The sequence below is a fragment of the Gordonia sihwensis genome, assembly GCF_029632925.1.
Lineage (GTDB): Bacteria > Actinomycetota > Actinomycetes > Mycobacteriales > Mycobacteriaceae > Gordonia > Gordonia sihwensis.
Genome location: NZ_CP121248.1, coordinates 1,621,789 through 1,643,119, shown reverse-complemented (window position 1 = coordinate 1,643,119; position 21,331 = coordinate 1,621,789). Strand labels below are relative to the sequence as shown.

Annotated in this window: 23 protein-coding genes; 3 read left to right on the top strand and 20 right to left on the bottom strand. The window is 69.5% G+C overall.

Features of this window, described 5'->3' with window-relative positions; translation table 11 throughout:
- Window positions 1-3: 3 nt before the first annotated feature.
- From P5P27_RS07940 to dapB, 10 genes are all read right to left on the bottom strand, one after another.
- The gene (locus P5P27_RS07940) at window positions 4-1,233 is read right to left on the bottom strand and encodes a winged helix-turn-helix domain-containing protein (RefSeq protein ID WP_278127419.1); all 1,230 of its coding nucleotides are present in this window, start codon (window positions 1,231-1,233) and stop codon (window positions 4-6) included.
- An 8-nt stretch (window positions 1,234-1,241) separates the two neighbouring features.
- The gene (locus P5P27_RS07935) at window positions 1,242-1,589 is read right to left on the bottom strand and encodes a nitroreductase/quinone reductase family protein (RefSeq protein ID WP_006896241.1); all 348 of its coding nucleotides are present in this window, start codon (window positions 1,587-1,589) and stop codon (window positions 1,242-1,244) included.
- A 32-nt stretch (window positions 1,590-1,621) separates the two neighbouring features.
- A complete protein-coding gene (locus P5P27_RS07930; RefSeq protein ID WP_006896240.1) occupies window positions 1,622-2,029 on the bottom strand; it encodes a VOC family protein in 408 nt (135 codons plus the stop codon).
- A 78-nt stretch (window positions 2,030-2,107) separates the two neighbouring features.
- Window positions 2,108-2,521 carry a helix-turn-helix domain-containing protein gene (locus P5P27_RS07925; protein ID WP_006896239.1) on the bottom strand — a complete coding sequence of 138 codons (414 nt, stop codon included), beginning with the start codon at window positions 2,519-2,521 and terminating at the stop codon, window positions 2,108-2,110.
- A gap of 1 nt (window position 2,522) precedes the next feature.
- Window positions 2,523-3,254, bottom strand: a complete 732-nt coding sequence (locus tag P5P27_RS07920; protein ID WP_278127172.1) for a class I SAM-dependent methyltransferase — start codon at window positions 3,252-3,254, stop codon at window positions 2,523-2,525.
- Complete coding sequence (locus P5P27_RS07915) at window positions 3,251-3,739, bottom strand: dihydrofolate reductase (RefSeq protein WP_278127171.1); 489 nt, start codon at window positions 3,737-3,739, stop codon at window positions 3,251-3,253. Before P5P27_RS07915 ends, P5P27_RS07920 begins: the two co-directional genes overlap by 4 nt.
- 33 nt (window positions 3,740-3,772) lie before the next feature.
- Window positions 3,773-4,624 (bottom strand): thymidylate synthase, encoded by an 852-nt coding sequence (locus P5P27_RS07910; protein ID WP_278127169.1) that lies wholly within the window; start codon window positions 4,622-4,624, stop codon window positions 3,773-3,775.
- A gap of 56 nt (window positions 4,625-4,680) precedes the next feature.
- Window positions 4,681-5,133, bottom strand: coding sequence for a flavodoxin family protein (locus P5P27_RS07905; protein WP_278127166.1), 453 nt, complete (start codon window positions 5,131-5,133; stop codon window positions 4,681-4,683).
- A gap of 27 nt (window positions 5,134-5,160) precedes the next feature.
- Window positions 5,161-5,649: a hypothetical protein gene (locus tag P5P27_RS07900; protein WP_045538527.1), complete on the bottom strand. Its 489-nt coding sequence runs from the start codon at window positions 5,647-5,649 to the stop codon at window positions 5,161-5,163.
- 6 nt (window positions 5,650-5,655) lie between these two features.
- Window positions 5,656-6,408 carry a 4-hydroxy-tetrahydrodipicolinate reductase gene (gene dapB / locus P5P27_RS07895; RefSeq protein ID WP_278127164.1) on the bottom strand — a complete coding sequence of 251 codons (753 nt, stop codon included), beginning with the start codon at window positions 6,406-6,408 and terminating at the stop codon, window positions 5,656-5,658.
- 175 nt (window positions 6,409-6,583) lie between these two features.
- Between dapB and P5P27_RS07890 the strand changes: the two genes are divergently transcribed.
- On the top strand, window positions 6,584-8,626 hold the full coding sequence (locus P5P27_RS07890) for a neutral/alkaline non-lysosomal ceramidase N-terminal domain-containing protein (protein WP_278127163.1): 2,043 nt from the start codon (window positions 6,584-6,586) through the stop codon (window positions 8,624-8,626).
- 34 nt (window positions 8,627-8,660) lie between these two features.
- On the opposite strand, the gene P5P27_RS07885 is transcribed toward P5P27_RS07890, so the two are convergent.
- From P5P27_RS07885 to P5P27_RS07865, 5 genes are all read right to left on the bottom strand, one after another.
- Entirely contained in the window at window positions 8,661-9,299 is a 639-nt protein-coding gene (locus P5P27_RS07885) for a response regulator (protein ID WP_039867346.1), read from the bottom strand.
- A gap of 43 nt (window positions 9,300-9,342) precedes the next feature.
- On the bottom strand, window positions 9,343-10,584 hold the full coding sequence (locus tag P5P27_RS07880) for a sensor histidine kinase (protein WP_006896229.1): 1,242 nt from the start codon (window positions 10,582-10,584) through the stop codon (window positions 9,343-9,345).
- Between the two features lie 179 nt (window positions 10,585-10,763).
- Window positions 10,764-13,031, bottom strand: coding sequence for a polyribonucleotide nucleotidyltransferase (locus P5P27_RS07875; RefSeq protein ID WP_278127162.1), 2,268 nt, complete (start codon window positions 13,029-13,031; stop codon window positions 10,764-10,766).
- A 424-nt stretch (window positions 13,032-13,455) separates the two neighbouring features.
- Window positions 13,456-13,725 carry a 30S ribosomal protein S15 gene (rpsO, locus tag P5P27_RS07870; protein WP_006896227.1) on the bottom strand — a complete coding sequence of 90 codons (270 nt, stop codon included), beginning with the start codon at window positions 13,723-13,725 and terminating at the stop codon, window positions 13,456-13,458.
- A gap of 153 nt (window positions 13,726-13,878) precedes the next feature.
- Entirely contained in the window at window positions 13,879-14,841 is a 963-nt protein-coding gene (locus P5P27_RS07865) for a bifunctional riboflavin kinase/FAD synthetase (RefSeq protein WP_081598100.1), read from the bottom strand.
- Window positions 14,842-14,899: 58 nt separating this feature from the next.
- Between P5P27_RS07865 and P5P27_RS07860 the strand changes: the two genes are divergently transcribed.
- A complete protein-coding gene (locus tag P5P27_RS07860; RefSeq protein ID WP_197462915.1) occupies window positions 14,900-15,580 on the top strand; it encodes a metal-dependent transcriptional regulator in 681 nt (226 codons plus the stop codon).
- Window positions 15,581-15,961: 381 nt separating this feature from the next.
- On the opposite strand, the gene truB is transcribed toward P5P27_RS07860, so the two are convergent.
- The 3 genes from truB to P5P27_RS07845 are packed head-to-tail and all read right to left on the bottom strand — an operon-like array spanning window position 15,962 to window position 18,529.
- Window positions 15,962-16,861 carry a tRNA pseudouridine(55) synthase TruB gene (gene truB, locus P5P27_RS07855; RefSeq protein WP_045538520.1) on the bottom strand — a complete coding sequence of 300 codons (900 nt, stop codon included), beginning with the start codon at window positions 16,859-16,861 and terminating at the stop codon, window positions 15,962-15,964.
- A 1-nt stretch (window position 16,862) separates the two neighbouring features.
- Entirely contained in the window at window positions 16,863-17,537 is a 675-nt protein-coding gene (locus tag P5P27_RS07850; protein ID WP_045538518.1) for a 4'-phosphopantetheinyl transferase family protein, read from the bottom strand.
- A complete protein-coding gene (locus tag P5P27_RS07845) occupies window positions 17,534-18,529 on the bottom strand; it encodes a metallophosphoesterase family protein (protein WP_278127155.1) in 996 nt (331 codons plus the stop codon). Before P5P27_RS07845 ends, P5P27_RS07850 begins: the two co-directional genes overlap by 4 nt.
- An 89-nt stretch (window positions 18,530-18,618) precedes the next feature.
- On the opposite strand from P5P27_RS07845, the gene P5P27_RS07840 reads away from it, so the two are divergent.
- Window positions 18,619-19,074 carry a GNAT family N-acetyltransferase gene (locus P5P27_RS07840; RefSeq protein WP_341338384.1) on the top strand — a complete coding sequence of 152 codons (456 nt, stop codon included), beginning with the start codon at window positions 18,619-18,621 and terminating at the stop codon, window positions 19,072-19,074.
- 53 nt (window positions 19,075-19,127) lie between these two features.
- Here P5P27_RS07840 and P5P27_RS07835 read toward each other — a convergent pair whose 3' ends face one another.
- Window positions 19,128-20,009: a type IV toxin-antitoxin system AbiEi family antitoxin domain-containing protein gene (locus P5P27_RS07835; RefSeq protein ID WP_278127153.1), complete on the bottom strand. Its 882-nt coding sequence runs from the start codon at window positions 20,007-20,009 to the stop codon at window positions 19,128-19,130.
- Window positions 20,010-20,054: 45 nt separating this feature from the next.
- Complete coding sequence (locus tag P5P27_RS07830) at window positions 20,055-21,329, bottom strand: MATE family efflux transporter (RefSeq protein WP_222111130.1); 1,275 nt, start codon at window positions 21,327-21,329, stop codon at window positions 20,055-20,057.
- Between the last annotated feature and the right edge of the window lie 2 nt (window positions 21,330-21,331).

Below are 21,331 nucleotides of genomic sequence, written 5' to 3'. Positions count from 1 at the left end.
CTATTAGCCGCGGGCGGCTTCGGAGCGCAAGGCGGGACCGAGGTCGCCGCGTCCGGTGACCTCCACCCGGTCGAGGCCGCGCCAGTCGGCCAGCGCCGCCAGGTCGACGGCCAGCGACCGCGCGACCCGCGCGGTGTCGGCGCCCGGCTCCGCGTGTGCCGAGAGCACCCGGAGGACGCCCGCGGCGCGGTCGGCTTTGAGGTCGACGCGAGCCGTCAGTTCCTCGTCCATCAGATACGGCAGCACGTAGTAACCGTGCACCCGTTTGTGCTCGGGTACGTAGATCTCGATCCGGTAGCGGAAGCCGAAGAGCCGCTCGGTGCGCGGGCGGTAGAACACCAGCGGATCGAAGGGCGACAGCAGCGTCGAATGCGGTACTCGGCGCGGCAGCCGCGCGTCGCGGTGCAGATAGGCGGGCTCGCTCCAGCCGTCGACCCGCACCGGCGTCACCACTCCGGCGTCGACGAGGTCGCCCAGCACGTCGCGGACCTCGGCGGTCCGCAAGCGGTAGTAGTCGGCCAGGTCGGCCGCCGTCGCGACCCCGTGCGCGGCCGCGGCGCGGGACACCAGCTCGCCGTGCGCATCTCGCCGGCCGACCGTGACACCGACGCGCTCGGCGCCGGCGATGCGCTCGGCGAGGTCGTAGTGCCGGTGGAAGTGCGGGCTCCGCACGGCCGACAGCGAGCCGGCGGCGAACATCGCCTCGCACAGATGCTTCACCTCACCGCGCATCCACCAGGAGCCGCGCTCGGCCGGAGCCCGCGTGATGCCGAGCGCGTCCTCGATCTCGCGCGGGGTCATCGCACCTTGATCGGTGATCACGGCGAGCACGTCGGCCGCACGGGACCTGTTGCGCTGCAGCACCTCTCGCGTATGGCGGTAGCGGCCGTCGCGATACTCGTCCATCCGCCAGCCGAACAGCGGCCAGTCGTCGACCGGAACCAGTGCCGCCTCGTGTGCCCAGTACTCGGCGAGCAGCCGCGGGCTCCGCGCCTGCGGGCGCCAGGCCGCGCCGTCGAGAAGCCCGTCACGATACGCTCCGAGCCGGCTGAACGCGGGGAGGTAGTGCGCTCGCGCGAGGACGTTCACCGAGTCGAGCTGAAGCAGCCGTGTGCGGCTCAGCACTCGTCGCAGATGTCTACGGGTCGGCTCGCCCGCCGGCGGCGGATCCGCGAATCCCTGCGCCGCAAGGGCGATGCGGCGGGCCTGCGCCACCGAGAGTTCGGTGCGCATCGCCGTCATCAGTGCACGGCGTCGAGGGTGATGTACACCGCGGTGCCCTCGTCCGTGGACTTCGCGACAGCCGTGCCGGTGCGGTCGACGCCCTCGAGCCGGATCCCGATCGGCGCCGGTCCGGGATCGAAGTTGCGCCACCAGTTCTTCTTGTCCGGCATCGCGACGCCGACGATCACCTCGTCGGCGCCGCGGCGGCGGTATGCGACCGGCAGCGAGAACTGCTTCCCACTCCGCCGGCCGGTGTAGGTGATCTCGGTCATCGATCTCGACAGCATCCCGCCGACCACGGGCGCCCTCAGAATCGGGGCCACCAGCCTGTTGACACCGTGCGCGACTCGCTGAAACGTGTTCATCTCGACGAGCCTAACCGCGCCGCGCCCGCGCGTCAGCCGGCGGCGTTGATGCGGACCATGTTCCCGGCGGGGTCGCGGAACGCACAGTCCCGCGGCCCCCACGGCTGATCGATCGGCTCCTGGAGCACTTCGGCTCCGGACGCGGAGACCTTCTCGAAGATCGCATCGAGGTCGTCGGAGCGGAACACGATCGGCGGCATCATGCCCTTGGCGACGAGACGGTGGATCGCCTCGGCGTCCTCGGGCGAGCGGCCGCCTCCGGGCTGCGACAGCACCACCTCGACCGACGGCTGATCGGGCAGGCGCAGGGTGACCCAGTGGTGGTCGCCGTTGGCGACGTCGCGCGTCACCTCCAGACCGAGGGCGTCGCGGTAGAAGCCGAGTGCGGCGTCGATGTCGTCGACGGTGATGGGACAGTAGGTCAGTTCGATGTTCGTCATGCGGACAACGCTAGAGGTCCCGCCGTCGCCGTGCTTCTCGAAAACTGCTCGGTTCCCACGGCCGTGCTCCTCGGGGCGTCAGCCGAACGGCATCGGACGCGCGAGGATCTTGGTCATACACGACGGCAGCCCCTCGAGAGGCTCGTGCGAGCGCGCCCGGTAGGCGCTGGGCGTCTCCCCCGTCAGGCGCCGGAACGTGGAACTGAACGAGCCGAGCGAGGTGAACCCGACCTCGACGCACGCATCGGTGACACTCATGCCGGACCGGAGCAGCGCCATCGCCCGTTCCACCCGCCTCGTGACCAGGTAGCCGTACGGGGTCTCGCCGTACGCGATCTTGAACTCCCGGCTGAAATGCGCCGTGGACATCAGCGCCCGGCGCGCCATCGTCGGCACGTCGAGGGGTTCGGCGTATTCGCGATCCATCAGGTCCCGAGCGCGACGGAGGTGGGCGAGCGTCTCCGGAGACTGCGGGGTGGACGGACCGGGCATGTCAGCGCACCCTCCCGGCGATGACCGTCACCGGCCATCGCACGACGCGGCGGTCGTCGCCCCAGCGCGGCGCGAGGTCGGCGGCGAGTGCGTCGACGAGCCCGCCGGCATCGGCCTCGCCGGCGCGGCGGACCGCGGACCAGGTGCCGAGGTAGCCGACGAACTCCTCGAGCGTCCACGATCGTTCGATGGTGACCGCCGGTGTGTCGAGACGCTCGAACGGGAACTCCAGCTCGGCGTAGCCGTTGTCGACGTGCCGGCGCTCGGACGGCCAGTAGGGTCCGATCTCCTCGCGGTAGAACGTCCCGAACCGGTCCGCCAGATCGTCGTCGAGCACGAGGACCCCGTATGTGATCAAGGCCAGCACTGCGTCGTCGACCGCGATCCGGCGCACCTCGCCGTAGAACGCGCTCAGATCGAACCAGTGCGCGGCCTGCGCGGCCGTGACCAGGTCCGCGGTGTGGTCTTCGACTGCGAGGTGCTCGGCCGCACAGACGCGGTAGTCGATGTTGCCCGCGGTCACCGCGTGAGCTATCTGCTCGCCCGCCGGATCGAGTCCGACGACGCCGGTGAAGCGCTCGGCCAGCAGCGCGGTGAGCTGGCCGGTTCCGCAGCCGACGTCGACCGCGCGGCGAGTGTCCGGCGCCGCCGATGCGAGGGCGTCGACCAGTGCGGCCGGATACGTCGGCCGATAGCGGGCGTAGTCGCCACCGCCCGCGCTGAACCAGCTCACCGTCGCCGGTAGTCGATGAACCGGTACAGCGTGCCGGTCGACGAGTACAGCCACTCGCCGACGGTCACCGACTCCCATCGGTCGGGATCCACGACGGGTGCGAAGGCGTCGGCGCCGTCCACCAGCACGTCGATCTCGGTGACCCGCAGGTGTGTGGCCCGGTCGATGGCCGCGGCGTAGATCTCCCCGCCGCCGATCACCGCGGCCGCCTCGCCCGCCGCGTCGAGCGCCGCCTCGAGGCCGGCGACGATCTCGGCACCGTCGGCGCGGTAGTCGCGCGCCCGCGTGATCACGATGTTGCGCCGCCCGGGCAGCGGACGCACCGCGGCCGGCAACGACTCCCAGGTCTTGCGGCCCATGATCACCGTCGAGCCGCCGGTGATCTCCTTGAAGCGCCGCATGTCCTCCGGGACGCGCCACGGGATCGCGCCGGCGCGGCCGATGGCTCCCGCGCGGTCCTGCGCCCACACCAGGGTGATTGTCATGTCCGCTCCGTTCCCGAGGAGGGTGTCACCGGCTCAGACCGCGACCGGCGCTTTGATCGCCGGATGCGACCGGTATCCCACGACCTCGAAGTCGTCGTACTGGTAGTCGAAGATCGAGTCGGCCCTGCGCAACTTGAGCGTCGGATACGGCAGCGGTTCGCGCGAGAGCTGCTCGCGCACCTGGTCGACGTGGTTGTCGTAGATGTGGCAGTCGCCGCCGGTCCACACGAACTCGCCGACCTCCAGCTCGGCCTGCTGCGCCATCATGTGCGTGAGCAGGGCGTAGGACGCGATGTTGAACGGAACGCCGAGGAACAGGTCGGCGCTGCGCTGGTACAGCTGGCAGCTCAGCCGCCCGTCGGCGACGTAGAACTGGAAGAACGCGTGGCACGGCGGCAGCGCCATCTGCGGAATCTCTCCGACGTTCCACGCGGAGACGATGTTGCGCCGCGAGTCGGGGTCGGTGGTCAGCGTCTCCAGCGCCAGGGCGATCTGGTCGACGTGCTCACCCGACGGCGTGGGCCAGTTGCGCCACTGCACGCCGTAGACCGGGCCGAGCTCCCCGTTCGGCGACGCCCACTCGTCCCAGATGCTCACCCCGTGCTCCTGCAGCCACCGGACGTTCGAGTCGCCGCGCAGGAACCACAGGAGTTCGTAGATGATCGACTTGAGATGCACCTTCTTGGTGGTGATCAGAGGAAAGCCCTGCGAGAGGTCGAAGCGCATCTGGTGGCCGAACACGCTGCGTGTTCCGGTCCCGGTGCGATCGGCCTTCGGGGTTCCGGTCTCCAGCACCAGTCTCAGCAGGTCCTCGTACGGGGTCGGGATCGACGCGCTCACGCCGTCGAGTCTAGCGAGCGTTCGCCGGTCCCGGTCGCAGCTCATCCTCCCCGGGCGTCGGCGGCCTCCGCGAACGAGTCTCGCAGGTGTTCTCGCGGCGGTCACGGAATCAGCTGCGCGGCGACCGTCGCCCCCAGCTCCCAGCACGCCTCCAGCACCGCCTTGTCCGGCTTGTTCGCGGCGATGACGTACTCGGCGGACTTCTCCCAGCCGAGTCCGGCGGTGATGCGGTCGATCATGTTCTCCGCGCCTTCGGTCCCCTCGTTGCCGTGCAGGTACAGCCCGAACGGGCGGCCCCGCGTCGAGTCGAGGATCTGGTAGTACGAACAATCGAAGGCGTGTTTGAGGGCCCCTGAAATGGAGCCGAGATTCGCCGGACTGCCGAGCACGTACCCGTCCGCGTCGAGGAAGTCGCTCGTGGACACCGACAGCGCCGCGCGGCGCACCACCTCGACCCCCTCGATCTCGGGATCGGTGGCGCCGGCGATCACCGCCTCGAACATCGCCTGGCAGTGCGGCGAGGGCGTGTGGTGAACGATCAGCAATCGAGCCATGACGCCATCATGCCCCCGATCGCGCGATCACGACCGCTGCTCGGCCTTCGCCGCCCGATACTGCTCCGCGGCGCGCCGCATCATCTCGCGCGCCCGCGAGCGGTCGCCCGCGTAGTCGTAGGCGCGAGCGATGCGATAGGTGCTCACCCAGTCGGACGGGTCGGCCTCCCATTCCACCTTGACCTGCTCGAAAAGTTCCAGGGCGGCGTCCTTCTCGATCCGCCCCGAGGGCCGCCGGGGCAAGTCGTCCACGTCGAGGTCGCGCCCCAGATCCTGCGCGGCCGCCACCATCCGCTGATGCTCGATCCCCGACCGCAGCGTCGACACCACCATCCAGACGCCGAGCAGCGGCAGCACGATCACACCGACGCCGAGCCCGATGCCGACGACACCGCCGTCGGAGATCAGGCCGATCGCGGTCCGGCTCAGCAGGACGAAGTACACGCAGAGCGCGACCACCAGGAAGGCGATGAGCGCGACGATCGGCCGGGCGTCGGCCTTCTTCTTCGCAGCCACCGACGACTACAGATCCATGAAGGTCTCGAGCCCCACCGTGAGCCCGGGACGGTCGACGATCTCGCGGACACCCAGCAGCACCCCGGGAACGAAGGAGTTCCGGTCGATGGAGTCGTGACGGATGGTGAGGGTCTCACCCTGGGTGCCGAAGAGCACCTCCTGGTGCGCGACCAGACCGGCCAGACGCACCGAATGCACGCGGACCCCGTCGACGTCGGCGCCGCGGGCACCCTCGAGTCCGGTCGACGTCGCGTCCGGACTCGCGCCGAGCCCGGCTTCCGCGCGCGCCGCCGCGATGAGCTGCGCGGTGCGCCCGGCGGTGCCGGACGGCGCGTCGGCCTTGTGCGGGTGGTGCAGTTCGATCACCTCCGCCGACTCGAAGAACCGCGCGGCCTGCTGCGCGAAGTGCATCGAGAGCACCGCGCCGATCGCGAAGTTCGGAGCGATGAGCACGCCGACGCCGGGGTTCTGCTCCACCCAGCCGCGGACGGTGTCGAGCCGCTCGGCGGTGAAGCCGGTGGTGCCGACGACGGCGTGGATGCCGTTCTCGATGAGGAACTCGAGGTTGTCCATCACGACGTCCGGGTGCGTGAAATCGACGACGACGCGGGTCTGCGAGTCGACGAAAGCCGAGAGCGGATCGCCCTTGTCGACACCCACGGTGAACACGGTCTCCGCCGACGCCTCGACGCCTTCGACGATCGCCTTGCCGACCTTGCCGTTACTGCCCAGCACACCCACGCGGATGCCGTTGCCCATGAGGGACCCTTTCGTCTCGTGAATCCACCCCAGTCTAGAAGGCGCCCGAACGCACCGCTCCGGCCGCTCGAGCCGGAACGTGCGCCAATCCCGAGCCATCTGTTGATCGTTCGATCAACAGCGGGCTAGGGTCACACCCGATCTGCGCTGAAGCACCCGTCACACGAGGAGTCCCATGAGTTCCGTCTCACGCCGAACCTTCCTGCAAGCCGCGGCCGTAGGGGCCACCGCGGCGACGGCGCTCGGCGCCGCATCGTTCGGCGAGACGGGACCCGCCTCGGCCGCGTCGGGTTATCTCGTCGGCGCGGGCAAGGGCGACATGACGGGAGCGATCGCCGGTCAGGGCATGATGGGCTACTCCGACATGGAACAGGTGGCGAAGGGACTGCTGCAGCGCACCTGGGCGCGGGCGTACATCATCGCCGACGCGGCCACCGGCAAGCGCGTCCTGTTCATCACCGCCGACATCGCGTGCGTCTTCGTCTCGCACCATCAGACTTTGCTCGCCGAACTCGCGAAGCGGTACGGCACCACGTACACCGCGCAGAACGTCAACATCAACGCGACGCACAACCACAACTCCTGCGGCGGCACCGCATGGGATTACGCCTACGTCCTCGCCGCCAAGGGCCATCGGCACAATTCTTTCCGTGCCGAGATCGACGGGCTGCTCGACGCCGTCGCGGCCGCGCACGCCTCGCTGGGGCCGGGGACCGTCGAACTCGGGCACGCCGAACTCCACGACGCGAGCGCGAACCGGTCGATGCCGGCGTTCGAGCTCAATCCCGCCGCCGACCGCAAGCACTTCCCCGACGCCATCGACCCGCAGGTGACGGCCATCCGCCTGCGCCGCGGCGGAGCCGTCATCGGCGAGATCACCTGGTTCGCCACGCACGGCACCTCGCTCACCGACGCGAACTTCCTGATCAGTGCCGACAACAAGGGCTATGCCGCATACCTGGCCGAACAGCGCGACCCGAACGTCGTGAGCGCCCACGCGCAGACCAACGCGGGCGACATGAGCCCCAACCTGTGGCTGCGCAAGATGCATCCGGGCGGTCCGACCGCCGATCACCGGGCCAATCGCATCATCATCGGGCGCCGCCAGGATCAGGCCGCGCAGGCGGCCTTCCGTGCGGCGCGCCCGATGACCGCCGGCGGTGTCGACTCCGCCACCCGGTACGTCGACATGGCGAACGTCTCGATCGACGGCCGCTACACACCGCACGGCAAGGCGGCTCGCACCTCACCCGCCATGATGGGCGCCGCTGCGGCGGCCACCAGCCAGGAGGACAACACCCGCAGCCAACTGGGATTCCTCAACGAGGGCGTGCGGAACGAGTTCGCGATGGCGCTCGGCGCCGGTACGGCCCCGACGCCCGATCCGTGGATCGTCGACAACCAGGCGCCGAAGGCGATTCTGTTCCCGCTCGGCATCCTCCCGCCGCGGCCGTGGATCGAACAGACTCTTCCGGTGCAGTTGATCCGGATCGGCGACCTCGTGCTCGCCGCATTGCCGAGCGAGTCGACGATCGTCGCCGGCCTCCGAATCCGCCGGATCGTCGCCGACGCCCTCAAGGTCCCGCTGGAGAACGTCCTGCTGCAGGGCTACTCGAACGGCTACAGCCAGTACACCGTGACGCCGGAGGAGTACGTGGCCCAGCAGTACGAGGGCGGCGAGACGATGTTCGGCCGATGGACGCTGTGCGCCTACATGCAGGAGTTCGACGCCATGGCGCGGGCGATGGCCCGCGGAACCCGGCTGGCCGCCGGGCGCCGTCCGGCCGACACCTCGGGCCTGCAGCCGGATCTACTGGGCTCACAGCCCGCCGACACCCCGATACCCGGCCGCCGGTTCGGCCAGGTGATCTCGAAGGTGCCCGCCGCGGCGAAGCCCGGCACCACGCTCCGGGTGGCCTTCTGCGGCGCCTACCCGAGCAACCGGATCCGTCGTGGCGGATCGACCACCGGGTACTTCGCCGTCGAGAAGCTCACCGCCCGCGGCTGGACCGTCGCCTACGACGACGATCATGAGACCACCGAGATGACGTGGGAACGTCCCGGCGGCAGCCCGTCGGCGTCGAAGGTGACCGTCACGTGGCGTGTGCCGCGGGGCGCGGAGGGCGACTACCGGGTGCGGTACTACGGCGATGTGAAGAGCGCATCGGGAGCGCTCCGCCCGATCAGCGGCGCGACCGGCCGCATCAAAGTCGGCTGAGACAGCACGCGGATCCGTCGGCTCGCGGGCGAAGTCAGCTCTGAGCGAGATACAGCAGGATCGCGCGCACCCGGCGGTTGTCGGTCTCCGGGGGCAGGTCGAGTTTGAGGAAGATGTTGGCGACGTGTTTGGCGACCGCGGCGTCCGAGACCACCAGGGCGGCCGCGATCTCCGAGTTGCTCGCACCCCGCGCCATCAGTGCCAGCACCTGGGACTCCCGCGGGGAGAGCCGGTCGAGCGCGGCGGTGGCGAACAGCGCCGAGACGACCTCCGGGTCGACCACCACGCCGCCCGCGCACACCGTCTCGACCGCCCGGAGGAAGTCGGCGATCCGCCCCACACGCTCCTTGAGCAGGTAGCCGACCCGACCCCCGCCTTCGGTTCCGAGCAGTCGCCGCGCATAGGCCGCCGCCACGTACTGGGACAGGACCAGCACCGGCAGGTCGGGCCGGCGGCGACGCAGATCGAGCGCCGCCCGCAGGCCGTCGTCCCCGTCACCGGGCGGCATCCGTACGTCCGTGATCAGCAGGTCGATCGAATCCACGTCGATCTCGCGCAGCGCCGGGGCATCGGCGACGGTGCCGACCACCTGGTGCCCGGCGCCCTCGAGAATCCGCACGAGACCTTCGGTCAGCAGCACCGAGTCCTCCGCCACCACGATTCGCACGCTCACGCCTGTCAGTGTGGCCGACGGCCCGCCGGGCACGCCGACGGGGTCACCCGCGGACCGACCCGGACCAGCGAAGGACGGTCGGCCCGCCGACCGGGCTGACGACGGTGAGACTCGCCCCGATCGTCGCCGCCCGTTCCACCAGGCCCGCCAGCCCGCGTCCGGCTGCGGGCACCGCTCCCCCGCAGCCGTCGTCGGTCACGGTCATGCTGACGACGCCCGCCGCCTCGGCGAACTCGATCGTCACCGTCGACGCGCCGCCGTGCTTGGCCGCGTTCGTCACCGCTTCGCTGGCGGTGTAGAACAGTGCGCGCTCGGTCTCTCCCGGGAGCCGCCGGCCGGGTATCCATCCCGGACCCCGGATCACCCGGACCAGGACCGGTCCGCCGAGTTCGGCGCAGGCCGCCTCCACTCCGTGGTCGTCGAGCACCCGTGGATTGACGCCGCGCACCGTGTCGCGCAGTTCGGCCAGCGCCCGCTCCACACGCGCCTGAGCGGTCTCGATATGGGCCCGCGTGGCCGGATCGTCACTGTCCTGCGCGATCTCGCCGAGGTGCATCACCGCACCGACGAGGTGCTGCTGCGGACCGTCGTGCAGATCGCGCTCGATCCGTCGGCGCTCGGCCTCGAACGATCCGACGAGCGTTCCTCGCGACGACCGCAGGTCGGCCACCTGCGCCGCCAGTTCCTCTTCTCGCGGACCGAGCAGCCCGGCCGCGATGGACGCCACGATCGCGGCCGCCGCGCCGAACAGATACAGGGTGAGGATGAACAACGGCAGCGCGACCGGAACCACGCGCCAGGCCTCCTGCGGCGTCTCCAGCTGCCACGGCCCGATCGACATCTGACCGCCGGCCGCGACGACCAGCGGCGCCGCAGCGAATCCGCCGGTCAGCACGCAGGCGATCAGCAGACCGAGCGTCGCCAACGGAGCGAAGGCCGCCAGCGCCAGCGAGTACACCACCTCACGCCAGGTGACCGGCTCGGCGAGTCGGGCTCGCGCGCGGGCGCCGAACGATCCGGTCACCGCCGGATGCGGGTCGGCGATGGCCGCCATCCGGAGCATCCGGACCCGCTGCCGCTCGATGCGGCCCAAGAGGATCGACCAGGCGGGAGCGAACGGGAGCAGCACGATCACCACGTACGCCATGAACACCGTCCAGCCCAGTGCCAGCGAGATGATCGTGTACGCCACCGCGCGCCACGGGTAGGAGGAGAAGAGGAAGCGCAGCGGCGATCCCGAGAGCATTCGCCAGGGTGAGAGCCGATAGGCGTCGTCTGATGTCATGGCAAGAACGCTATCGATCGCCGTCGGTCCAGGGCACGGGAGCGGCCGCGAGTCTTCGGGGTAGTGCCCGCACTACCCCCACTCCGGCGCGGACCGGATGCCTACCGCGACGAGCTCGGCCCGGGACGCATGACACGTCCCGGGCCGAGCTCGTCTAGATCGAACAGGTGCGGTCGCCGTCAGGCGTCGACCGCGACCTCGTCCTTCGCGCCTTCGGCCGCATCGGCGCTGTCGCGCACCGGAACGAGGCTGATCTTGCCGCGCTCGTCGATGTCGGCGATCTCGACCTGCAGCTTGTCGCCGACCTTGACCACGTCCTCGACCTTGCCGATCCGCTTGCCGTTGCCCAGCTTGCTGATGTGGACCAGTCCGTCGCGGCCGGGGAGCAGGGAGACGAAGGCGCCGAAGGCGGCCGTCTTGACGACGGTGCCCAGGAAGCGCTCGCCGACCTTCGGCAGCTGCGGGTTGGCGATGGCGTTGACCTTGTCGATCGCCGCCTGCGCGGACGGGCCGTCTGCGGCGCCGATGAACACGGTGCCGTCGTCCTCGATCGAGATGTTGGCGCCGGTCTCCTCGGTGATGCCGTTGATCGTCTTGCCCTTCGGGCCGATCAGCTCACCGATCTTGTCCATCGGGATCTTGATGGTGGTGATGCGCGGCGCGTACGGGCTCATCTCGTCCGGCTCGTCGATGGCCTCGGCCAGCACGTCGAGAATGGTGAGACGGGCCTGCTTGGCCTGGCTCAGCGCACCGGCCAGGACCTTGGAGGGGATGCCGTCGAGCTTCGTGTCGAGCTGCAGAGCCGTCACGAAGTCCTTGGTGCCCGCGACCTTGAAGTCCATGTCGCCGAACGCGTCCTCGGCTCCGAGGATGTCGGTCAGGGCGACGTAGCGGGTCTCGGTCTTGCCGTCGATGGTGACCTCGTCGGAGACGAGGCCCATCGCGATGCCTGCGACCGGCGCCTTCAGCGGAACGCCCGCGTTCAGCAGCGAGATGGTCGACGCACACACCGAGCCCATCGAGGTGGAGCCGTTGGAGCCGAGGGCCTCGGAGACCTGACGGATCGCGTACGGGAACTCCTCCACGCTCGGGAGCACCGGCACCAGGGCACGCTCGGCGAGCGCACCGTGACCGATCTCGCGGCGCTTGGGCGAACCCACGCGGCCGGTCTCACCGGTCGAGTACGGCGGGAAGTTGTAGTGGTGCATGTACCGCTTGCTGGTCTCGGGGCCGAGCGAATCGATCTGCTGGGCCATCTTGACCATGTCCAGGGTCGTGATGCCCATGATCTGGGTCTCGCCACGCTCGAACAGCGCGCTGCCGTGTGCGCGCGGAACGACGCCGATCTCGGCGGACAACGCACGGATGTCGGTGATGCCGCGACCGTCGATGCGGAAGTGATCGGTGAGGATGCGCTGACGCACGAGCTTCTTGGTCAGCGACCGGTAGGCTGCGCCGAGCTCGCTCTCGCGGCCCTCGAAGCGCTCGCCGAGCGCCTCGAGCACGTCGCCCTTGAGTGCGTCTGTCGCGTTGTCGCGCTCCTGCTTGTCGGCGATCGCCATCGCCTCGCCGAGGCGGGTGGTGGCGAACTCGGCGACCGCCTCGTAGGCGTCGTCCTGGTAGGCCGGGAACAGCGGGAACTCGCGGGTCTCCTTCGCGGCGGCCGCGGCGAGCTGCTTCTGCGCCTCGCACAGGGTGGCGATGAACGGCTTGGCGGCCTCGAGGCCCTCGGCGACGACGGCCTCACTCGGCGCCTGGGCGCCGTCGGCGATCAGCGCGAGGACGTTGTCGGTGGCCTCGGCCTCGACCATCATGATCGCGACGTCGCCGCCGTCGATCAGGCGTCCCGCGACGACCATGTCGAAGACCGCGCCCTCGAGCTGCTCGACGGTGGGGAAGGCGACCCACTGGCCGGCCTTGTTCTGCTCGGTCGGGATCAGCGCGACGCGCACGGCGCCCACCGGACCGGAGAACGGCAGACCCGAGATCTGCGTGGATGCGGACGCCGCGTTGATCGCGACCACGTCGTAGAGGTCCTTGGGGTCGAGCGACAGGACGGTCTCGACGATCTGGATCTCGTTGCGCAGGCCGTCGACGAACGACGGACGCAGCGGACGGTCGATGAGGCGGCAGGTGAGGATCGCGTCGGTCGACGGGCGGCCCTCGCGGCGGAAGAACGAGCCGGGGATGCGACCCGCGGCGTACATGCGCTCCTCGACGTCGACCGTGAGCGGGAAGAAGTCGAAGTGCTCCTTCGGCGACTTGGACGCGGTGGTCGTCGAGAGGATCATCGTGCCCTCGTCGAGGTACGCGGTCACCGAACCCGCGGCCTGCAGAGCCAGGCGGCCGGTCTCGAAGCGGATCGTGCGCTTGCCGAACGATCCGTTGTCGATGACGGCGGAGACTTCGGTGATCGAATCATCGAAGTCGGCGTTGACGTCAGTCAAGAGTGTTTACCTTTCGTGGCGGCCGCGACGACACCACGACGGCGCCTGCGGCCTGTATTCAGCGGTCGGTTCGCGCAAGGCGCGGCGAACCGACAGACGATGGGCGCGAGTCTCGCGCCGGAAGTGGACGGCGCACCTGCGCCGTGAGCAGACGGCCTTCGATCGAAGCGGCCGGAATCGCTTGGGGATTCCGGCGGCCACTACCGAGGACCGATCCGACGATCACTACCGAACTGCCGCCAAGCGGCCTTCGTCCGCTACCAGCCTAACATTCTCCCTGCTGGGACGGCGGCTGTCGTCTGCGGCGACCGTCGGGCGTGTCCGCGGCGTCCTCGCCGACGAATCCCGATGCCGCCGTGCCCGACAGACAGCTGTGGCCGCCGTTCCGCGTGGGAACGACGGCCACAGAAGCAATCAGGGGGCGTCAGCGACGCAGACCCAGGCGCTCGATCAGCGAGCGGTAGCGGTTGATGTCGACGCTCGCGACGTACTTGAGCAGGCGGCGACGGCGACCGACGAGCAGCAGCAGACCACGACGGCTGTGGTGGTCGTGCTTGTGGAACTTGAGGTGCTCGGTCAGATCCGTGATGCGCTTGGTCAGCAGTGCGACCTGCGCCTCCGGCGAACCGGTGTCGGTCTCGTGCAGACCGTACTCGCTGAGGATGGCCTTCTTCTCTTCGGCGGTCAGAGCCATGAGAGATCTCCTTGATTTTCAGTTCCGTGCTCCAGGCCCTGCAACCAGCAGGGGGTGCGCCGCCACGGACCGCAGCTGACACCGGCGGCCAAGACTACCAGCGCTCGACCCCCGACCGGAAATCAGCGCCGGCGCATGGAGCGCTCGGGCGGGTCACTCCGCCCGCAGCAGGGTGCGCGTGCGCTCGACGTCGTTGTTCATCTCCGCGATCAGTGCGTCGACGCTGTCGAAGGGCTCCATGCCGCGCAGCCGTGCGACGAAGTCGACCGCCACATGCTGACCGTAGAGGTCGGCCTCCACATCCAGCACGTAGGCCTCCACCGTGCGGACTCTGCCGGAGAAGGTCGGGTTGGTGCCCACCGAGACCGCGGCCGGGTACCGCCGGCCGATGGTGACCCCGTCGGGCTGCGTGGCGCTGTCGAGCACGGTGAACCATGCCGCGTACACGCCGTCGCCGGGGATCGCGGTGTGCTCGGGCGGCGCGACGTTGGCGGTCGGGAAACCCAGGTCGCGGCCCCGGCGTTCGCCGTGCACCACGACGCCTTCCACACGATGCGGCCGGCCGAGCGCCTCGGCGGCCAGTTCCACGTCGCCCGCCGCGATGCACGACCGGATGTAGGTGGACGAGAAGGTCACGGCATGCTCACCGAACAGGGAGATCGCGGTGACCTCGAAGCCGAACCGCTCCCCCAGTTCACGCAGTTTGGGCACGTCGCCGAGCGCCTTGTGGCCGAAGGTGAAGTTGTCGCCGACCACCACCTCGGCCGCGTGCAGTTCCTCGACGAGGACCGAGTGCACGAAATCCTCCGGCGACTGGGCCGCGAGGGTCGCGGAGAACGGGATCACGCAGAACACGTCGATCCCCATCTCCTCGGCGAGATCGGCACGCCGCCGCAGCGTCGACAACTGCGGCGGGTAAGCACCCGACCGCACCACCGACGACGGGTGCGGGTCGAAGGTCATCAGCACCGAGGGCACACCGCGCTCGGCCGCCGCCTTCGTGGCGGCGGCGACCAACTGCGCGTGCCCGCGATGGATTCCGTCGAACACGCCGATCGTGACCACGCATCGGCCCCAGCCCGCAGGGATGTCGTCCAAACCTCGCCAACGCAACACACGCTAAGCCTACGACTCGCCAGCAGCCGCTGCGCGTTCGGTGGGTAAGGTCGTACGCATGCCCGACTCTCGCCCGGTGAACGAACTCACCTCGGTAACCCAGGACTATCTGAAAGTGATTTGGACCTCGCAGGAGTGGTCGGACACGAAGGTCACCACGAAGTTGCTGGCCGAGAAGCTCGGCGTCTCACCGTCCACCGCGTCGGAGGGCATTCGGAAACTGGCCGATCAAGGTCTCGTGGACCATGCGCCCTACGGCGCGGTGACCCTGACCGAGACGGGGCGGGTGGCCGCCGTCGGCATGGTCCGGCGGCACCGCCTGCTCGAGACCTTCCTCGTCCGAGAGCTCGGCTATCGCTGGGACGAGGTGCACGCCGAGGCCGAGATCCTCGAACACGCGGTCTCGGAGCAGTTGCTGGCGCACATCGACGCCAAGCTGGGCCACCCGAAGCGCGACCCGCACGGCGACCCGATCCCGGCGTCCGACGGCACCGTGCCCGAGGCCGGCGCCGTGCAGCTGGCCGACCTCGACGTGGACCAGACCGGGGTCATCACCCGCATCTCCGACTCGGATCCGGAGATGCTGCGGTACTTCGAGGAGATCGGCGTCAATCTCGACTGCCGGGTGCGGGTCACCGAGAAGCGCTCGTTCGCCGGCACCATCACCGTCTGCGTCGACGATTCGGACCCGATCCATCTCGGTGACATCGCCGCCCGCGCGATTTTCGTCGACGGCTGAGATGCCGGCGCGCAGCGCCGCGGCCTATCGAGACCCGCACCACGTTCACACTCGAATCTCGATACGCTCGCTCACTACGTTCGCCGGCTACTCGATGAGCCTGCCTGAAACTTCCTCCCGACAGGCTCCTCGAGTAGCCCCGGCGCGCAGCGCCGCGGCCTATCGAGACCCGCACCACGTTCACACTCGAGTCTCGATGCGCTCGCTACTCGATGAGCCTGCCTGAAACCACCCTCCCGACAGGCTCCTCGAGTAGCCCCGGCGCGCAGCGCCGCGGCCTATCGAGACCCGCACCACGTTCAGACTCGAGTCTCGATGCGCTCGCTACTCGATGAGCCTGCCTGCCCCCTCTGGCGGACCTGACCAGACCTTCGGCCGCCCTCAGCGCAGCGTCGCCGGTCGCACGACCATCACCGAACTCGCCCGCTTGCCCTTCTCCTGCACGAGAGCGATGGCCTGCCCGCGCGGATCGACCACCGTGTAGATACCCTTCATGCCCACCGGCTCCAGCCAGCGGCCCTGGCTGATCGACTCGGCCTCGTCGTCGGAGATCGCGCGATGCGGGAAGCACAACTTGGCCGCGTCGTCGATGCCGAGACTCAAACCGGGATTCTCGTCGACATCGGCCATCGTTCGCGAGTGCTCCAGGGTGAACGGCCCGACGGCGGTGCGTCGCAGCGCCGTCAGGTGCCCGCCGACGCCGAGCGCGGCACCGAGATCCCTTGCCAGAGAACGGATATAAGTGCCCGACGAGCAGTCGACCTCGACGTCGAGGTCGATGAACTCGCCGTCCCGGCGAGTATCGAGCACGTCGAAACGGTCGACGGTGACCGGCCGCGCCTGCAGTTCGAACTCGGCCCCGGTGCGGACGAGCGCGTGGGCGCGACGACCGTCGACCTTGATCGCGCTGACCTTGGCGGGCACCTGCTCGATGTCGCCGGTGAGCGACGCGACGACCGCCGCGATCTCCTCGTCGCGGACCCCCGAGGCGTCCCGCGATTCGATGACCTCGCCCTCGGCGTCGTCGGTCGACGTCGACTGCCCCAGCCGGATGGTCGCAGCGTACGACTTGGTGGTGAGCGAGAGCAGCCCGAGCAGCTTGGTCGCGCGTTCGATGCCGATGACGAGAACCCCGGTCGCCATCGGGTCGAGGGTGCCCGCGTGTCCGACGCGACGGGTGTTGAACGCCTTGCGGCACTTGGCCACCACGTCGTGGCTGGTGATGCCGGCGGCCTTGTCTACGACGAGGAGTCCGGCGTTCTCGATGGAGGCGTCTGCCATGTCAGGTGAGTGCAATCGTGGTGAGGATCAAACCGCGGGAGATCTGCCAGCGGCCGGGCAGCGTCAGCAGCGGCGGTCCGCCGTCGATCACCGCTCCGTCGATCAGGATGGTCGAGGTGAAAGTACCCGCAGGCGCGCCCGCGGTGCCAATCGAGTCGTCTCGCTCGAACGTGATGTGCGCGTCCTCGAAACCCAGCCACCGCTCGGTGAGCGGAAACCAGGCCTTGTAGGTGGCTTCCTTGGCGCAGAACAGGAGCCGGTCCCAGTGCAGGTCGTGGTCCCGGTCGGCGAGGACCTCGCGTTCGGCCTCGATGCTGGTGTGGTCGAGGACGCCGTCGGGCAGGGCCTGATGCGGTTCGGCATCGATACCCAGCGAGCGAACCTGCATCGAATATGCCGCGACGGCCGCACGGTAGCCGTCGCAGTGCGTCAGGCTGCCGACCACCTGACGGGGCCACAGCGGCATCCCGCGTTCACCGCGCAGGATCGGCACCGGCGCGACTCCCAACTGCCCCAGCGCCTGCCGTGCGCAGTGCCGGGCGGTGGTGAACTCCCGGCGGCGCTTCTCCACGGCCTTGGCGATCAACGCCTCCTCGGCGGGAAGCACGGTGAGCCCGTCGGGGTCGCCGAACGACTCGGCGGTCCCGACTCCCGCGGGCATGAGGTCGTCGATCATCGACCGTCCTTCCTGTTCTTCTCGGCCCTGTCCTTCTCTGCTTCAGCACGGCGCGCGCGGGTGCGCTCCACTCGCGCCCGGAACTCGGCGGCACGCTCCCGGTAGTCCGGCGGCAGGTCGAACCGGGCGCCGAACTCGTTGAGATCGGCCGGATGCAGTCCCTCGTCCGGTGCGATCTTCCGCAGCAGCGGCGACGGCAACCCGCGTCTGCTCCACTCACGCGGATATCCCACCGACACCTCCTCGAAGCGCACGTCGTCGTACCACGTGGTCCTCGGGATGTGCAGATGCCCGTATACGCAGCAGGCCGCGTTGAATCGGGTGTGCCAGTCCGCGGTGAGCTCCGAGCCGCACCAGAGCGCGAACTCGGGATACATCAGCGCATCGCACGGTTCCCGCCGCAGCGGCCAATGGTTGATCAGCACGGTCTTCTCGGCGGGGTCGAGCGCCTCCAGTCGCGACCGCGTGGCCTCGATCCGGGCGCGCCCCCAGGCGTCGCGCGTGCCGAACGGTTCGGGCGAGAGGAGGAATTCGTCTGTGGCGACGACGTTCGCCTCGCGTGCGACGGCGAGCGCCTGCAGCGCCGTCGAGGTGCCCTCCGGCCGGAACGTGTAGTCGTAGAGCAGGAACATCGGCACCACCCGGACCGGCGGTGTCCCGTCCCCGGGATCGAACAGCGGATACCGGTCCTCGGGAGTCACTACGCCGAGATCACGGCAGGCCTGCACGAGGTAGTCGTACCGTGCGACGCCGAACACCTGGAGCGGGTCCTTGGCCGTGGTGTACAGCTCATGGTTCCCGGGCACCCACACCACCGTGCGGAATCTGTTCTTGAGCCGGCGGAGGGTGTCGATGATGTCGTCGGTGCGCTCGGCGACGTCGCCCGCGACGATCAGCCAGTCCCCCGGTTCGGCCGGCCTGATCCGATCGAGGATCGCCTCGTTGCCGCGGTGTGAGACGTGCAGGTCGCTGACCGCCCAGAGCGTTGGCATGGGGACCATGGTGCCACGAGCCCGCTCGGCGACGAACCCGGCTTCGGCTCCACACCGGCGACGACGTCCTCGGCGAGAAGGTGGGCGCGGTGATCGCCGATTTCACGGCGCCGCAGTTCGTCTCCGTGATCACCGCTGAGCGGTCACGGGGAGTGGCACGCTTGGGGCGTGGCGGCGTCGACCTGCACCGATCCGGTAGTAGCGTCGACGACATGACCGCATCAGTCCCCGTTCCGCCGCCGACGGTCGAGCTCACTCCGGCGCCGACACTGCGCAACTTTCCCGATCGGGACCGCTACGAGCTCTGGTCGGGTGATGAACTCGTCGGAGTGGAGGGCTACGAACGCCGCGACGAGCACACCCTCGTCCTGCTCCACACCGTCGTCACCGAGAAGTGCGGCCGGGCGGGCTTCGCTCGGTTGCTCGTCGCCTCGGTGCTCGACGAACTCTCCGCGCAGGGCACGAAGATCGTCCCGGTGTGCACGTACGTGCAGTCGTTCCTCGAGCGTTTCCCGCAGTATCAGCCGGTCGTCGCCGAGCAGTGATCCGGCTGCGATGAATCTGCGCCCGGTGCGGGCGCAGATTCATCGCGGTGAGGTCATACCCGTGCGTTGAGCATCTCGAGCACTTCGTCCACGACCTCTCCCGGCCGATCCGTCAGGTCGTGCCAGGTGTACACCTTCTTGCGCCACCCGGCGGCGTCGAGCGCGTTGTATTTCGCCCGGTCCGCCTGGAACCGGTCATGCTGGTAGTGGAAGGCCAGTCCGTCGATCTCGATCGCGACGCGGAGATCGGGCCAGCCGAAGTCGAGACGCCACCGTCCGAATCGGAGCTGCTGCACCCATCCGGTGATGCCCGCCTCTCGAAGCAGACGTACGAAGAGCCGTTCGGCCGCTGACTCTGAGTCCTGCGAGGCGATGCGCACGAGCCGGCGTGCCTCACCTATCCCGCGACTGCCCGCGTAGCGCTCGACGACGGCCTCGAGTTCGGTGACTGTGACGACACCGCGCTGCAGCGCCCGGTCGAGGAATCGACCACCGTCCGGCATCGCTGCCGCGCCGAACACCACCGTCGCCGGCGGCGTGGTCACGCGGAGCCCGCGGACCGTGGTCAGGTCCGCATCGTCGTAGTGCCGACGAGTGAGGCCCAGCGGGCCGAGCGACCACCGGTCGGCGGTGGTCGTGTTGGCTGTCGCGACGGTCAACGGATACGCCAGGGAATCGAGCATTCCATGCCACCATGCCGCCGTGGTGCGGTCAGCCACGCCATGGTGCGCGGCCACCGCTGCGCGGACCAACAGGCTCTCAGTCAGCGGATGCGAACTCGATCGATAGATTCCGCGAACGAGCGCGCACCACTCCCGCCGGTCCAGTCGGCCGCGGATCTCCTTGCGGGAGAGACCGGCCCGGAGTGCCTGCGCCGAGGTGATGAGTCCATCCTGTTCAGCGATCAACGCGGCCAGCGCGCCCGAGTCCCCCATGTCCTATTGGACGCAGCGGCACGCTCCTCGGTTCCACCGACACGACTACTTCACCCACGCGCCGCTGCGCACCCGCCACACCACCGCGGCGAGTCGAGTGCACATGAACGCGAGCAGTCCGCTCCAGATTCCCGCCAGCCCCCAGTCGAAGGCCCACGACAGCCAGATCAGCGGCAGGAACGCGCCGAGCGCGCCCGCGAGAGTCGCCGTCCGGAGGAATGCGGCGTCGCCGCTGCCCAGCAGCACACCGTCGAGCGCGAACACCGCGCCGGCGATCGGCAGCATCGCGACGAAGAACCACCACGGCGTGCGCATCGCGTCAAGGATCGCCGCATCGTCGGTGAAGATCCGCGGAATCACCGCGACCCCGGCCGCCAGCACGGCGGCGAGAAGAACCGAGATCCCCACCGACACGGCGGTGGCCCGCGTCGCCGCACGCCGGGCCACCCGGAACGCACCCGCGCCCAGCGCCGCGCCCACGAGTTGCTGAGCCGCGATCGCCAGCGAGTCGAGCAGCAGCGAGGTGAACTCCCACAGCTGCAGTACCACCTGATGCGCGGCCACCTGCGCGACGCCGAAGCGCGCGGCCACAGCCGCCGCGGAGATGAAGCACACCTGAAACGACAGGCTCCGCAGCACCAGATCGCGGGCCATCGTCAGCTGGGCGCGGATCACCGGCCAGTCGGGGCGCAGCCGGCCACGACTCTCGCCGATCAGCCGGACCGCGAAGGCGATCCCCGTCAGCGACTGCCCCACCAGATTCGCCCAGGCGCTGCCCTGCAGGCCGAGTCGCGGGAGTCCGCCGACCCCGTGCACCAGACCGACGCAGAGCACGGCGGCCACGGCCAGTCCCGCGACCACGAAGTACACCGGCCGCCGGGTGTCCTGCACTCCGCGCATCCAACCGTTGCCGGCCATCGCCAGAAGGATCAGCGGCACGCCGAACACGGCGATGCGCAACCAGGACGCCGCTTCGGCCGCGACCTGGTGGTCGGGCACCAGCGCGCCGGTGACCGCGGGCGCCAGGAGCCACGCGACGACGACGATCGCCGCCCCCACGCCCACCGCGATCCAGCTCGCCTGCACTCCCTCGTCGACGGCCCGGCGTCGATCACCCGCACCGAAGGCGCGCGCCGACCGCGCGGTGGTTCCATAGGAGAGGAAGGTCAGCTGAGTGCTGATGACCGACAGGACCAGCGTCGCCACGGTCAGGGCCGCGAGTTCGGTCGCGCCGAGGCGGCCGACCACGGCCAGATCGAGCATCAGGTACAGCGGCGGCGCGATGAGCACCACCAGTGCCGACCCGGCGAGTCTCAGCACTC

Bases quoted from the DNA above. Each gene is read 5' to 3' on its own strand.
- rpsO (WP_006896227.1), bottom strand. From the start codon at position 13,725: ATGGCTCTGACCGCCGAAGAGAAGAAGGCCATCCTCAGCGAGTACGGT.
- P5P27_RS07930 (WP_006896240.1), bottom strand. From the start codon at position 2,029: ATGACGAACATCGAACTGACCTACTGTCCCATCACCGTCGACGACATC.
- P5P27_RS07935 (WP_006896241.1), bottom strand. From the start codon at position 1,589: ATGAACACGTTTCAGCGAGTCGCGCACGGTGTCAACAGGCTGGTGGCC.
- truB (WP_045538520.1), bottom strand. From the start codon at position 16,861: ATGGCAGACGCCTCCATCGAGAACGCCGGACTCCTCGTCGTAGACAAG.
- P5P27_RS07905 (WP_278127166.1), bottom strand. From the start codon at position 5,133: ATGGCTCGATTGCTGATCGTTCACCACACGCCCTCGCCGCACTGCCAG.
- dapB (WP_278127164.1), bottom strand. From the start codon at position 6,408: ATGGGCAACGGCATCCGCGTGGGTGTGCTGGGCAGTAACGGCAAGGTC.
- P5P27_RS07845 (WP_278127155.1), bottom strand. From the start codon at position 18,529: ATGCCAACGCTCTGGGCGGTCAGCGACCTGCACGTCTCACACCGCGGC.
- P5P27_RS07940 (WP_278127419.1), bottom strand. From the start codon at position 1,233: ATGCGCACCGAACTCTCGGTGGCGCAGGCCCGCCGCATCGCCCTTGCG.
- P5P27_RS07880 (WP_006896229.1), bottom strand. From the start codon at position 10,584: ATGACATCAGACGACGCCTATCGGCTCTCACCCTGGCGAATGCTCTCG.
- P5P27_RS07915 (WP_278127171.1), bottom strand. From the start codon at position 3,739: ATGACAATCACCCTGGTGTGGGCGCAGGACCGCGCGGGAGCCATCGGC.
- P5P27_RS07860 (WP_197462915.1), top strand. From the start codon at position 14,900: ATGCCCGACTCTCGCCCGGTGAACGAACTCACCTCGGTAACCCAGGAC.
- P5P27_RS07850 (WP_045538518.1), bottom strand. From the start codon at position 17,537: ATGATCGACGACCTCATGCCCGCGGGAGTCGGGACCGCCGAGTCGTTC.
- P5P27_RS07925 (WP_006896239.1), bottom strand. From the start codon at position 2,521: ATGCCCGGTCCGTCCACCCCGCAGTCTCCGGAGACGCTCGCCCACCTC.
- P5P27_RS07835 (WP_278127153.1), bottom strand. From the start codon at position 20,009: ATGGGGGACTCGGGCGCGCTGGCCGCGTTGATCGCTGAACAGGATGGA.
- P5P27_RS07890 (WP_278127163.1), top strand. From the start codon at position 6,584: ATGAGTTCCGTCTCACGCCGAACCTTCCTGCAAGCCGCGGCCGTAGGG.
- P5P27_RS07910 (WP_278127169.1), bottom strand. From the start codon at position 4,624: ATGAGCTGCGACCGGGACCGGCGAACGCTCGCTAGACTCGACGGCGTG.